Here is a 12,761-nt window from a genome sequence, read left to right on the forward strand (position 1 = left end):
AGGCGGGTATAGCGGGCAGTGGTATTAAGGCTGTTGTGACCGAGCAGGCTTTGCACTGAGCGCAAATCTAGCCCTTGTTCTAACAAATGAGTGGCGTAGCTGTGACGCAGGTTATGCGGGCTGATGGATTTGTGAATATTACACTCACGAATAACCCGCTTGAGGGCTTTTTCCTTCTGATTTTAAAGTAAGTCCCGCCTTTATCGATCTTTGAGTCTGGCTGGCCATCTTTACCAGAAAAATCAGCCGTGGGTGGCGATGAGTTTGCCAGTAATATCGCAGCGCTAACAGGGTACGTTGTGGCAAGGGAACCAGTCTGTCCTTACCGCCTTTAGCGTTACGAATGTGCACCTGCATCATCTGTGAATCGATATCGCCAACCTGCAGTGAAATGGCCTCACCGAGGCGCAATCCCATACTGTATAAGGCGAGAAAGCACACTTGATATCGCAGCTTATGGGTAAGGCTAATGACGATAGAAACTTCAGCAGGGGTAAGAATATCAGGCAGTCTTTGGACTTGTGGTGGCTTAACAATATTAAGCCACTCCCAGTGTTGATTAAGCACATGTCGATAGAAAAACTGTAGCCCATTACGGTCGAGTTTCACGGTGCTCCATGAATGTGACGCTATCAAACTGGCAAAATAGCGCTTTAGGTCATTAGTTGAAAGGTTATCAGGACAAGTGTCGAAATAAGCACTAATACGCCTAACGGCGCGGCTGTAGGCATCGATGGTAGCAGGCCGCTTGCCTTGCAGTGTTAAGTTGGTAAGATGTTGTTCATAAAGAAAATCAAAGCGTTGTTGCTCGTGAGTGTTCATAGTGATACTCCTAGATAACTGCCAAGGTAGGCAGGGTCTAGTAAGTATTTAAGATGGGAGAATAAAGGTGAGCTTTTATCTTTTCTGCCGCACAGCGGCTTCGTTCAACGAGGCGTTCCAGCAGCAAGCTGAAGCAGAAGGAAGGTGGCGCAGGGCAACATTAAGCCAAGTGCAGCTAACGAGTTACTATTCTGGCTATCGTGAAATATATGATTTACGCGAAGAGCTTAAACAAGCTCAAGGTGATGATTTTGATTTAAAAACTTTCCACGAAGAGTTTCTAAGTTTTGGCAGTGCGCCAGTAAAATATATTAAGAAATTAATGGTTAAATAATATTGAGGTTATTAAACTTCAATACAAGGTGCTTTATTAAGCAAACTTGATTATCCGTATCTAAAAAAGGCCTGAATTATCAGGTCTTTTCGTTTTTTTGTGAGCTAGGTTCAACAACCGTGCAGAAGCTTTACACTCCACATATAGTATTTTGATCATGACAGTGCTAATCTAAATGGTAATAGTTACTATTTAGATTAAGTCGTCATGAAAAAGATCCTCCTCATTGACCAGCAGCTAAAAAAAAGCTTGCCCTTATGTCAGCAATTACAACTTTTAGGCTATGTTATTACCATTGTTGATAACGGCTTTAATGCCTTAGTTGCAATGGAAAGTAATCAGTTTGAAGTGATTTTACTGGACTCTTCAGTAACACAAATGGATGCTTTTTGGTTACTCATGGGTAAGCATTGTCAAACACCCGTGATTGTTATTACCAACAATGCCAGTGTCGATGAACGTATTGCTGCATTTGAACTGGGCGCTGATGATTATTTACCTGAGCCTATTAATGTGAAAGAACTTTTACTGCGTGTGAATGTGCTTAATCGACGCACAACAAAGCAAACTCACGATTCAATGACTCATGTTGCCAATATTGATTTTGCTGTTATCGAATCACAGTTAACCAGTGGGCAAATAGAGCAAACTACCGAAAAACAACATATTGAACAAAGCGCCAATGTGGAGTTCGATGATGATATTAACGCGGTAACATTTAATGGTCAGCAATTAAATCTTACTCAAACAGAGTATCGTTTGTTCAAATATTTGTTTCAGCGTAAAGGAGAAATCGTCACTAAATCAGAATTGCAAATGCGTGTGTTGCATAAAGAGTTAGGCGAGTTTGACCGTAACCTTGATATGCACATCAGTAATACCCGTAGAAAAATGGCCAAAGAAAGTCTACCAAGAGAACTCATCAATACGGTTAGAGGTAAGGGCTATTGCTTTAGTCCATTATTTAGCTAATCTCATTTAACGTATCCGTTAACACCTAGCTAATGTGATCTTACAGGGGCTTTTTATTGTATTGGTATTAATAACCCTCATCAGCAGAAAATTAAGCCACCATATTGAATAGATGTAGAGCAGATGCTGTGGATTTGATTTTATTGCGTAACGGCTTTTGATAAGATGCAGGGATAACGTCGATTATAACCTTAGATAAAGGAAGTCCTATGCGTATTAGCGCGAATTTTGATGGCGGCAACATTGAGACCATTAGTTTAGACAAGCACGATGACATTCAACTCGCCATTAGACCTGATGAAGGTGGAGAGTTTTACCAATGGTTTAACTTCCGTATGGAAGGTCAAATTGGTCAAACTTACACATTGAATATCGTTAACGCAGGCAGTGCCTCTTACCCGAAAGGTTGGGAAAATTATCAAGCCGTTGCTAGTTACGATCGCCAGCATTGGTTCCGCTTACCGACAACATATCAAGATGGTAAATTATCAATCCAAGTTGATTTAGATTGCGATGCCATTCAAATTGCTTACTTTGCGCCTTACAGTTACGAACGTCACTTAGATCTGATGAGCTCAGTACAACTTCACCCATCAGTTAAACTAGAAAATTTAGGTTTAACCCTTGATGGTCGTGATATGAGCCTGCTAACTATTGGTGATAACGATCCTTCAAAGAAAAATATTTGGATTACCGCAAGGCAGCACCCTGGCGAAACCATGGCTGAATGGTTAATTGAAGGCCTGCTAAACCAATTATTAGACAGTGATTGTCCAACCTCGAAACTGCTATTGGATAAAGCTAATTTCTATATCGTGCCAAACATGAATCCTGACGGAAGCGTCAGAGGCCATTTACGTACGAATGCTGTTGGAACTAACTTAAATCGTGAGTGGGAGTCGCCTAGTTTAGAGCGAAGTCCTGAGGTTTATTATGTTACCAATAAGATGAAAGAGACTGGTGTAGATTTATTCTATGATGTTCATGGTGATGAAGGCTTACCTTACGTGTTTGTTGCTGGTTGTGAAGGCGCACCAAATTACACTCCACATATGGCCAAGTTACAAGAACAGTTCCTTGCAGCGTTAAGTATGGCAAGTGCTGATTTCCAAACTAAATATGGTTATGACAAAGATGAGCCAGGAAAAGCGAACTTAACCGTTGGTTCTAACTGGGTCGGCAACACATTCAAATGTCTAGCGAATACCTTAGAAATGCCATTTAAAGACAATGACAACTTAGCCGATCCTGTGGTTGGGTGGTCACCGGCGCGCTGTGAATATTTAGGTGAAGCATCACTAGTTGCGATGTTGGCTGTGGTTGATAATTTAACAGAATAGGCAGTTTTATGGCGTTAATCGAATGTCCTGTGTGTCAAAAGCGAATTTCGAGCAAAGCAAAACAGTGCCAATACTGTAAGGCTTCTGCTGATGGCGATAGTGATTCAAAAAGAACAATTTCACACATTCAGAAGTCTAATAAATTAATGAATCAAATGATGTTGTTTCTAACGCTATTTATTGCAGGTGCAGTATATGGTTTTTGGGGCGGCGAAGTTGCCACTGGAACGGATGCATATATTGCAGGTAGTTGTTTTGCTTTTGGCTTTGTTGGCTACATTATTACTCGAGTCAGAAGTCTAATACATAAGCGGAAAAGTGTATGAATGATATTAATAAAGTCATAGATGAAATGCCTGATGAGGTTTATCAACGTTTACGCGCAGCGGCAGAAACGGGTAAATGGGAAGATGGCACAGTGCTATCTAGCGAGCAAAAAGAGTCAACGTTACAGGTAGTGATGTTGTATCAAGCGCGTAAGTTAACTCAAACTGATCATTTTACAATTGCTGCTGGTGGCGAGATAAACGAGCTGTCTAAATCACAGTTAAAAAAACAATTTCGCGGTGAAGCTATCGCAGAATTTAAAGAGCCAGAACTATAAACTGATTTTTAGTTATCTCTAGTGAATTTATTTCAGCAAAAAAGCCGCATCAAAGATGCGGCTTTTTATTGTCTAAAGTACATTACATATTTATTTTCAGAAATTTATTCAGTTAGCTCACCCAGTAAGTTTTGCTGCATTGCGATTTTTACTTCATTTGAAGTTAAATTTTTTGATAGTAAATAATGTAATTTAGCCAATGCTGCTTCAATGGTCATATCTGAGCCGCTAATCACTCCAGCTTTGGCTAATGCATTACCCGTCGCATAACCCCCCATGTTCACCTTTCCTTGAAAACACTGGGTTAGATTAACAATTACAATGCCACGTTCATCAGCTTGTTTAAGGGTATCTAATAAGGCTTTATCTTGAGGCGCATTCCCAACACCAAAGGTCAGTAAGATAAGTGCTTTTACTGGCTGCATTAAGATGTTGTTAAAAATCTCAGTTGAAATACCTGGGTATAAGGTGATCACGCCTACAGGTTGCGGGCTGATGTTAATCACCTCTAAGGGCTTAGTGGTGGGCTCGGTGATCTTACCTGCACGTAAATTAATTTTGATCCCAGCTTCTAACAATATAGGAAAGTTAGGTGACGCGAAAGCATCAAAACCATCAGCATGGGCTTTGGTTGAGCGGTTGCCCCTAAACAACTTATTATTAAAGAATAAACACACTTCAGCGACGGGATAATTCGCCGCAATATACAGTGAATTAAGCAGGTTAGTTTGCCCATCTGAGCGCAGCTGAGCTAATGGGATTTGCGAACCGGTTACGATAACAGGCTTGGATAGCCCTTGTAACATGAATGACAAGGCAGAAGCCGTGTATGCCATGGTGTCAGTGCCATGCAAGATCACAAAGCCGTCGTAGTTATGGTAATTGGCTTTGATGTCATTGGCGATGCGCTGCCAATCAGGTGGTGCCATGTTTGAAGAATCAATCAATGGTGAATATTCATTAATGACAAAGGTTGGCATTTCTTCATGGTAAAACTCTGGCATGGACTTTACACAATCAGTTAAAAATCCTGCCACAGGTGCAAAGCCATCATCGGTTTTGCGCATACCAATCGTACCGCCAGTATAGGCAACGTATATGGAGCGTTTTGTCATTGTAATGAATTCTCAACCACTTAAATTATATAATCTGCAAATTATACGGCTTGAGCTGAATAAAACCCAATAAAAAAGCCCGAATAACGGGCTTTTTTGAAGATAATTCAATTTGATCTTATTCTGACTTCATGCCTAACAAGATTAAACAATCACAATAGCTTAGTAATCGCAGAGTTCGCAATACATGTATAGGCCATTGGGATCATCAAACTGAGTCATTTGTTCAACAACAGTGCGCCATTGACCCATAAATTGTTCAACCATAGGTGACTGTGTGGTTGCTACAGGTAAATATGTTGCAGCAGATGCGAGCATTTTTTGCATGAAGATTTGCTCGGTTGTGAGCTCTTGCTCGATGACTTTAGTATCAAACTTTACCATTTCAGCCATTTCAGCCGCTTTAGCAATGGCGCTATCCATATCGCCAAGTTCGTCAACCAACCCCAGTTCAACGGCGCGGGTGCCAGACCAAACACGGCCTTGGGCAATGCGGTCTACTTGTTCTAACGACATGTTTCGTTCAGTGGCAACTAACGAGATAAATTCATGATAGCCGTGTTCAATATGGCGTTGTATGACAGCAGAAATATTTGGGTCTAACTCACGGGTCGCCGAAATACCAGCCCATTGCGAGGTCGACACACCATCTGAGTTAATGCCCCAATTGGACAAGACTTTTTCAAAGGTGGCAAACATGCCAAAGATCCCGATAGAACCAGTGAGGGTAGTTGGAGTGGCATAAATGTAATCAGCACTTGCTGAAATCCAATAACCGCCAGATGCCGCTAGGCTACCCATACTGACCACTACGGGTTTACCAGCCTGTTTAAGGGCAATGACTTCTTGTCTAATTTTTTCAGAAGCAAATGCACTCCCACCTGGGGTGTCGACACGTAGCACGACTGCTTTAACTTTGTTATCAAAGCGAGCTTTCTTTAATAGTGCTGAAGTGCTCTCGCCACCAATTTGTCCCGCTTGTTGTTTGCCATTGAGGATATTACCTTTGGCGACCACAATGCCGACAGATTCTTGTTCTATCAGTGAAGGAATTGGCTGTACTAAATTAAAATATTTAGAAAAAGAGATTTGCTTGTATGAGTCGCCATTGGCTTCTTGACCTACGGTTTTAAGCATGGCGAGTCTAAATGACTCATCTGAGACTAATTCATCAACCCAATTCATTTTTATCGCTAATTGAGCTGAGTCACCGTTAACACTATCAAGTTCCGCTAGGTAGGTTTGTGGGTTTAATACGATATTCTCGGTCGCAATTTGACGGTTAGTGGCAATGGTTGTTTCAAAGTTTTGCCATAAGTCAGTAAGCAGGGCGTTGCTGGCTTCTTTTGCCGGCGCTGACATATCATCACGGATAAAGGGTTCGACCGCTGATTTGAAAGTGCCGACTCTAAATACATGGGTGCTGATGTTCATTTTCTCAAGTGCGGTTTTAAAGAACATGCGGTAGCTGCTAAGGCCTTCAAGTGACACGCCACCTTTATGGTTGAGATAAATGGTATTCGCATAACTTGCCAGGAAGTATTGATTTTGCTCGTATGAATTGCCAACAGCAACCACGGTTTTACCCGCTTCTTTAAACTTGTTTAAGGCATCACCAATGGCGGTCATTTTACTGATCCCACCACTACGTAAATTGCCCATTTTCAATACGATGCTATTAATACGTTTGTCATGAGTGGCATTTTCAATGACGTAAAGAATGTCGGCTAAAAGTATTTCTGCTTCCGGATCATCAGTGTTACTTTGTTTAAATATCGCTTCAATCGGGTCAACATGACGTTTTTGATCCACAATGCTGCCAGATAGGTTTAAGACTAAGGCAGATTGATCTTCAATGGTGATTTCTTCTTCAGATGTCATAGCCATAATGATCATGGCAATGATGCCGAAGAAAATGATATTGAGGATTAATTTACGAATACCGTTGATGGTTTTCCAAATAAATCCAAAGAATCTCTTAATTAATGAGGGTTTAGCGGACATTAGCCACTCCTGTAACATTCTAATAGTGTAATGCTAACTGATCTTGAGTGATTTTGGGAAATTGAATTGTAACGGTTTTTAACAATAGCTACGCTAAATGATTGAGCTTATGATTATGTCGTTGTATGCTAGTTTAAATCACTTGTTTAAAAAGGATGTTTGAATGTCGTTTCCACATTTATTAGAACCCTTAGATCTAGGCTTCACCAAGTTAAAAAACCGTGTATTGATGGGTTCAATGCATACGGGTCTAGAAGAAGAAAAGGGCGGATTTGAGAAACTAGCTGCATTTTATAAAGAACGTGCAGCAGGTGGCTGTGGCTTAATTGTCACCGGTGGCATAGCGCCAAATTTCAGAGGTCGGTTAGCGCCTCATGCATGTCAATTAAGTTTTCCTTGGCAAGTAAGCAAACATAAAATTGTTACCGATGCAGTCCATGAAGCGGATGGCAAAATCTGTATGCAAATTCTACATGCAGGCCGTTATAGCTACCATCCATTTTCATTAGCGCCAAGCAAAATAAAATCACCTATTACCCCTTTTACGCCGTCAGCAATGTCATCAAGACAAGTGCGTAATACCATTAAAGATTATGCCTCTTGCGCTGCGCTTGCAAAAAAAGCGGGCTATGACGGTGTTGAAGTAATGGGCTCAGAAGGCTATTTAATTAATCAGTTTATCAGTTCGCGTACCAATAAACGTACCGACGAATGGGGCGGTGACTTTACTCAGCGTGCTAAATTCCCCGTTGAAATTGTTAATGCTATTCGTGCCAAAGTCGGTAGCGATTTTATCATAATATTCAGGCTTTCTATGCTTGATTTAGTCGACAATGGCTCAAGCTGGGATGAAGTAGTGCAACTGGCTAAATGGCTAGAAAGTGCTGGTGTGAGCATCATCAATACCGGCATCGGTTGGCATGAAGCACGTGTACCTACCATTGCCACCAGTGTGCCGCGCGGCGCTTTTGCATGGGTGACTGAAAAACTCAAATCAGAAGTTAATGTGCCATTAATTGCGACTAACCGTATTAATACCCCTGAAATTGGTGAATCAATTATCGCATCGGGTCAGGCTGACATGGTATCAATGGCGCGGCCTTTCTTAGCCGATGCTGAATTTGTTAATAAAGCGGCAGCTGATCAAAGTGAATTAATCAATACCTGTATTGGTTGTAACCAAGCGTGTTTAGATCATACCTTCTCAATGAAACGTGCTACCTGTTTAGTTAATCCACGTGCATGTTATGAAACTGAGATTAATTTTACCCCAACCACAGGTAAAAAACGTCTTGCGGTTATGGGCGCGGGCCCTGCTGGAATGGCGTTTTCTGTATATGCCGCTTCACGTGGCCATGAAGTAGTATTGTTTGAAGCTAAAGACGAAGTGGGCGGCCAATTTAACTTAGCGCGTAAAATTCCAGGTAAAGAAGAGTTTCACGAAACCATTCGTTATTTCAAAAATCAAATGAAGCTGCATAATGTCGAATTACGATTAAACACCCGTTTAGATGCAGCAGTATTAGCCACTGAAAAGTTTGATGAAGTGATTATTGCCTCTGGGGTTGTCCCACGGGCGTTATCCTTACCGGGATTTGATGATCCTAAAGTGGTTGATTATCAGCAAGTGCTAAAAGGTGAAGTAGAGATTGGTGATAAAGTTGCGTTAATCGGTGCTGGCGGTATTGGTTTTGATATGGCGCATTTCCTGTGCGAGAAGGAATCATCAACATTACAGCCTGAAAAGTGGTTAAAGCAATGGGGTATTGATAAAAGCTATCAACATGCTGGCGGTTTAACTGACGAATCAGAGCATAACCCAAGTCGCGATGTGTATTTACTGCAACGTAAAACCACTAAAATGGGTAAAGGTTTAGGTAAAACAACCGGCTGGATCCATCGTAGTGTTTTAAAGCAGCATCAAGTGAATATGAAAACCGGTGTTAGCTATGAAAAGTTTGACCAACAAGGGTTACATATTAAAGTCGGTGAGCAGTCAGAAATTCTTGCGGTTGATAATGTAGTCTTATGTGCAGGGCAAGAGTCTAACCGCACATTAGTCGATGAGATGAAAGCGTCAGGGTTACCAGTTCACCTTATTGGTGGTGTTGATGTTGCCGCTGAATTAGATGCTAAACGCGCTATTAGACAAGGCGCTGAGCTGGCCATGGCGATTTAAGCTTAAGGTGAGTATTAATTAAAAAACCTAGCAATTTGCTAGGTTTTTTTGTTTACTGATAATATTCACTATTTGTATTAAATATAATTACTAAGTTTACTTATTGAGGTTTGTTTCAATGCAGAGCTCAGTGTTTAAGGATTATCCTATGTCAAAAAACGTTGTTATTACGGGTGCAAACCGCGGTATTGGTTTAGCACTAGCAAAACTATTCAAGCAGCAAGGTTATAAAGTGTTTGGATTATGCCGTCATACTTCTGATGAGCTCGACGATTTGGGTATTAACGTGATAACTCAAATTGATGTGGCTACCGATGAGGGGATTCATAATATGAAAACCTCACTTGCTGGTGTGTTAATTGACGTACTGGTGTGCAATGCGGGTATTTTACGTGATGAGCAGTTAGCTCATCTGAACATAGATACGATTCGCCAGCAGTTTGAAGTAAACGCACTGGCTCCGTTGCGTATTGTTGCTGCGCTACAATCACAACTAAATGTTGGTGGTAAAGTTGCGATGATAACCTCAAGAATGGGCTCTATCGAAGATAATACCTCAGGTGGTCGTTATGGTTACCGTATGTCAAAGGCTGCTTTAAATGCTGCATCAATGTCGTTAAGTCATGACTTAGCATCAAAAGAGGTTGCGGTCGGTATATATCACCCAGGTTATGTACAAACAGATATGGTAAATCATGGCGGTGATATATCAGCAACTGAATCAGCTGCGCGTATTGTAGGTTTAATAACGCAACTTGATATGAGTCAAACTGGCGTATTTAAACATTCAAACGGTCAAGTGTTGCCTTGGTAAGATTAAAGGCAAAACGTCAAAACTGATTATTAAAAAGCCCATTGCTGATCACAAGCGATATAAAATATAGCTTGTGAATGCATTATGTGGAAGCTATTAGAAATTCAGCAATGTTGATTAAAATGGCCACACCCATAGCAGCATAGGTATGCTCACTGACACCACAATAAGTTCAAGTAATAAACCCAGTCGCCAATAATCCCCAAAGCGAAACCCACCAGGACCGAGGATCAGGGTATTGTTTTGATGACCTATTGGCGTTAAAAACGCGCATGATGCCCCAATCGCTATGGCCATTAAGAATGTATCAGGGTTAACCCCAAGTTGGGCTGCAGTACTGATCCCGATCGGGCACATGACTGCTGCAGTGGCGACATTATTCATCAAATCAGATAAAAACATGGTCACAATTAACACCAATAATAATGCGCCAATGGCATGGCTCTGGGCAATATTATCCAGTAAAAACTGGGCAATTAAATCTGCGGTGCCAGTTGTGTACATAGCATTAGCAACAGGCAGTAAAGCCGCAAGTAAAACAATCACAGGCCAGTCGATTGAAGTATAAATAGAGCGGATTGGTACTAAGCCAAATAAAGTAAAGGCAAGGGCGCCTGCTACAAATGCTACCGCTGCTGGCAGTATTCCGAACGCTACAGTAATGAGGGTAATTATCATGATCAGTGACGCAGTTAGTGCATGTCCTTTTTTGGGGACGCGAATATCACGCGCCGCCAAAGGTAAGCAGCCGTACTGAGATGCAAAACCTGATACAGATTCAGGATCACCTTGAAGTAATAATACGTCACCGGCTTTTATCGGGGTAGATCGTAAACGTTTTACTGAGCGGTGGCCTTGGCGAGAAATGGCGAGTAAATTGATACCATAGCGGTTACGTAATTCAATATCGGATACCGAGCGATTAACTATTGTGGTGCCTGGCATTGCGACTAGCTCCTGCATGATAATTTCTGCAGGCTTACTTGTGTCATTATCATCATCTTTAGCAGATTCTGGTGTTGATTCGTCGCCTTTTTTTTGCAGTTTAGTTTCAACCACTGCTACAGTTTGCGCTTCTTCTGTAATAGCGCTTTCTGGTTCAAGTTCTAGCCCTAGGCTAGAAAGTGCTTTAGGGATAGATTCCGGTTCGACTTCTATGATCAGGATATCACCAGTTTGTAGCACTCTATTTGGATTTGGGGCCGTGAGGTGTACCTCGCGACGGATCATGCTGATAATTTGAGCATCGGCCTCATCAAGCAATTTATCTACTTCTCGCAGATTCATTTTTTCAGCAATACTGCCAGCCACAATATTAACTTCACAGAAGTAATTACCGGTATCAAAACTGCCAGATGAAGATTGTTTGCGACTGGGTACGATATGCCAGCCAAATAAACCGACAAACACGATTCCAGCCAGAGCAATACAAACACCTACTGGCGAAAAGTCAAACATGGTAAAACTACCTAATCCGCTGGATTCACGAAATCCAGAAACGACGATATTTGTTGGCGTACCAATTAAAGTTGTCATCCCGCCTAAAATTGAACCAAATGCCAGTGGCATTAATACTTTCCCTGCAGGTAAGTCATATTTAGCAGCCATTTGAATCGCAATAGGCATTAGTAATGCAAGGGCGCCTACATTATTCATAAACCCTGATAGCAAGGCCGCCAAACTGATCAGCGCCAGTATACTCAAGGTTGGTCCCGCTTGAGCTGGTAATAAGTACTTTGCCAATATATCGACAGCACCGGAGCGTTGCAGCCCATAGCCTAATACCAGCACACCGGCCACAGTGATGACTGCTGGGTGACTGAAACTTGTAAAAGCTTCACTGCTTGGGACTAGACCTGTGAATACACAAACAAGCAAGGCAGACATAGCGACTAAGTCATGACGCCAGCGCCCCCATAAAAAAAGCGCCATAGTAACGAATAAGATTATGACAATGATAATTTGATTTGGTGACATGGTATTTGGTCTTTAGAGGATGGTTGTTGAAATGATTATTTAGACCTATCGGCTATTGAAGTCACACCACCTCGTCAATAGATTTAAATTGCGGTAAACGTGGGTCTCGCTGTTTTCTGCGGTCATAACGAACGATAGCCGATTTGTTTTTGCGGCGCTCAACATAAGATCGTTGCTCAACTATGTAATGACCATCAACTAAAACAGTATCGGCAACCTTGGGGATGCTTTTTCTCACAGTCATGTACAACCTACAGATTTATATTCAGATTATCTAAAGCATAGGTGACACATTGTAGTTCTGCTAAGTAAGTCGCTAATTATTTAATATTTTGAGCAAGCTAACTAATGTATTGATTATTTAGATAACCTTTGGGCAGTTGATAACTACAGTGAAAAATCATTTCCATAAATAGGGCGATACCATCCACCTTGGCCTTACAACCTTGGGTATGCTTGTTTCACCGGTGTATCCAACCATAGATTGATACGCTAAAAAATTAAATATTAGCTGGCATAATATTGAACTGTTAAGTAGCTGATAATTAGTCGCTTTTATGAGTTTCTTTAACGGTATAGATTGTTACTTGTCATGTTTCG

Annotated in this window: 12 protein-coding genes and 1 pseudogene; 7 read left to right on the top strand and 6 right to left on the bottom strand. The window is 41.4% G+C overall.

Going from position 1 to position 12,761, the window contains the following annotated elements:
• Together Q4591_RS12425 and Q4591_RS12430 are read right to left on the bottom strand one after the other, a co-directional pair.
• A partial coding sequence (locus Q4591_RS12425) for a tyrosine-type recombinase/integrase (RefSeq protein ID WP_368501205.1) occupies positions 1 to 152 on the bottom strand: 152 nt, incomplete at its 3' end.
• Entirely contained in the window at positions 145 to 822 is a 678-nt protein-coding gene (locus Q4591_RS12430) for a site-specific integrase (RefSeq protein ID WP_303461259.1), read from the bottom strand. The genes Q4591_RS12425 and Q4591_RS12430, both read right to left, overlap by 8 nt.
• Before the next feature lie 106 nt (positions 823 to 928).
• On the opposite strand from Q4591_RS12430, the pseudogene Q4591_RS12435 reads away from it, so the two are divergent.
• The 5 genes and pseudogenes from Q4591_RS12435 to Q4591_RS12455 all read left to right on the top strand — a co-directional run.
• Positions 929 to 1,156: pseudogene (locus Q4591_RS12435) on the top strand (DUF885 family protein); the annotation flags it as partial.
• A 207-nt stretch (positions 1,157 to 1,363) separates the two neighbouring features.
• Positions 1,364 to 2,128 carry a response regulator transcription factor gene (locus Q4591_RS12440; protein WP_303461261.1) on the top strand — a complete coding sequence of 255 codons (765 nt, stop codon included), beginning with the start codon at positions 1,364 to 1,366 and terminating at the stop codon, positions 2,126 to 2,128.
• A gap of 209 nt (positions 2,129 to 2,337) precedes the next feature.
• Positions 2,338 to 3,468: a M14-type cytosolic carboxypeptidase gene (locus tag Q4591_RS12445; protein ID WP_303461263.1), complete on the top strand. Its 1,131-nt coding sequence runs from the start codon at positions 2,338 to 2,340 to the stop codon at positions 3,466 to 3,468.
• Positions 3,469 to 3,476: 8 nt separating this feature from the next.
• Positions 3,477 to 3,794 (top strand): zinc ribbon domain-containing protein, encoded by a 318-nt coding sequence (locus Q4591_RS12450; RefSeq protein ID WP_076536453.1) that lies wholly within the window; start codon positions 3,477 to 3,479, stop codon positions 3,792 to 3,794.
• Positions 3,791 to 4,072, top strand: coding sequence for a YeaC family protein (locus Q4591_RS12455; RefSeq protein ID WP_102436222.1), 282 nt, complete (start codon positions 3,791 to 3,793; stop codon positions 4,070 to 4,072). The genes Q4591_RS12450 and Q4591_RS12455 overlap by 4 nt, the downstream gene beginning before the upstream one ends.
• A 104-nt stretch (positions 4,073 to 4,176) precedes the next feature.
• Here the strand turns inward: Q4591_RS12455 and ansA are convergent, their stop codons facing one another.
• A complete protein-coding gene (ansA, locus tag Q4591_RS12460) occupies positions 4,177 to 5,187 on the bottom strand; it encodes an asparaginase (RefSeq protein WP_102435808.1) in 1,011 nt (336 codons plus the stop codon).
• A 162-nt stretch (positions 5,188 to 5,349) separates the two neighbouring features.
• The gene (gene sppA, locus Q4591_RS12465) at positions 5,350 to 7,191 is read right to left on the bottom strand and encodes a signal peptide peptidase SppA (RefSeq protein WP_102476845.1); all 1,842 of its coding nucleotides are present in this window, start codon (positions 7,189 to 7,191) and stop codon (positions 5,350 to 5,352) included.
• A 163-nt stretch (positions 7,192 to 7,354) separates the two neighbouring features.
• Here sppA and Q4591_RS12470 point away from each other — a divergent pair, with 163 nt between their 5' ends.
• Both Q4591_RS12470 and Q4591_RS12475 read left to right on the top strand, forming a co-directional pair.
• A complete protein-coding gene (locus tag Q4591_RS12470) occupies positions 7,355 to 9,370 on the top strand; it encodes an FAD-dependent oxidoreductase (RefSeq protein ID WP_303461264.1) in 2,016 nt (671 codons plus the stop codon).
• Positions 9,371 to 9,518: 148 nt separating this feature from the next.
• The gene (locus Q4591_RS12475; RefSeq protein WP_102439803.1) at positions 9,519 to 10,184 is read left to right on the top strand and encodes an SDR family oxidoreductase; all 666 of its coding nucleotides are present in this window, start codon (positions 9,519 to 9,521) and stop codon (positions 10,182 to 10,184) included.
• Positions 10,185 to 10,301: 117 nt separating this feature from the next.
• Here the strand turns inward: Q4591_RS12475 and Q4591_RS12480 are convergent, their stop codons facing one another.
• Positions 10,302 to 12,161, bottom strand: a complete 1,860-nt coding sequence (locus tag Q4591_RS12480; protein WP_303461266.1) for an SLC13 family permease — start codon at positions 12,159 to 12,161, stop codon at positions 10,302 to 10,304.
• Positions 12,162 to 12,222: 61 nt separating this feature from the next.
• Positions 12,223 to 12,405 carry a hypothetical protein gene (locus tag Q4591_RS12485; protein WP_102439805.1) on the bottom strand — a complete coding sequence of 61 codons (183 nt, stop codon included), beginning with the start codon at positions 12,403 to 12,405 and terminating at the stop codon, positions 12,223 to 12,225.
• Positions 12,406 to 12,761 lie beyond the last annotated feature (356 nt).

It is taken from the genome of Shewanella sp. 3_MG-2023 (assembly GCF_030548765.1).
In the GTDB taxonomy this organism is placed as follows: domain Bacteria; phylum Pseudomonadota; class Gammaproteobacteria; order Enterobacterales; family Shewanellaceae; genus Shewanella.

Coding starts and splice junctions, on each gene's coding strand:
- Q4591_RS12455 (WP_102436222.1), top strand. CDS start 3,791: ATGAATGATATTAATAAAGTCATAGATGAAATGCCTGATGAGGTTTAT.
- Q4591_RS12485 (WP_102439805.1), bottom strand. CDS start 12,405: ATGACTGTGAGAAAAAGCATCCCCAAGGTTGCCGATACTGTTTTAGTT.
- Q4591_RS12470 (WP_303461264.1), top strand. CDS start 7,355: ATGTCGTTTCCACATTTATTAGAACCCTTAGATCTAGGCTTCACCAAG.
- Q4591_RS12450 (WP_076536453.1), top strand. CDS start 3,477: ATGGCGTTAATCGAATGTCCTGTGTGTCAAAAGCGAATTTCGAGCAAA.
- Q4591_RS12440 (WP_303461261.1), top strand. CDS start 1,364: ATGAAAAAGATCCTCCTCATTGACCAGCAGCTAAAAAAAAGCTTGCCC.
- Q4591_RS12430 (WP_303461259.1), bottom strand. CDS start 822: ATGAACACTCACGAGCAACAACGCTTTGATTTTCTTTATGAACAACAT.
- Q4591_RS12480 (WP_303461266.1), bottom strand. CDS start 12,161: ATGTCACCAAATCAAATTATCATTGTCATAATCTTATTCGTTACTATG.
- ansA (WP_102435808.1), bottom strand. CDS start 5,187: ATGACAAAACGCTCCATATACGTTGCCTATACTGGCGGTACGATTGGT.
- sppA (WP_102476845.1), bottom strand. CDS start 7,191: ATGTCCGCTAAACCCTCATTAATTAAGAGATTCTTTGGATTTATTTGG.
- Q4591_RS12445 (WP_303461263.1), top strand. CDS start 2,338: ATGCGTATTAGCGCGAATTTTGATGGCGGCAACATTGAGACCATTAGT.
- Q4591_RS12475 (WP_102439803.1), top strand. CDS start 9,519: ATGTCAAAAAACGTTGTTATTACGGGTGCAAACCGCGGTATTGGTTTA.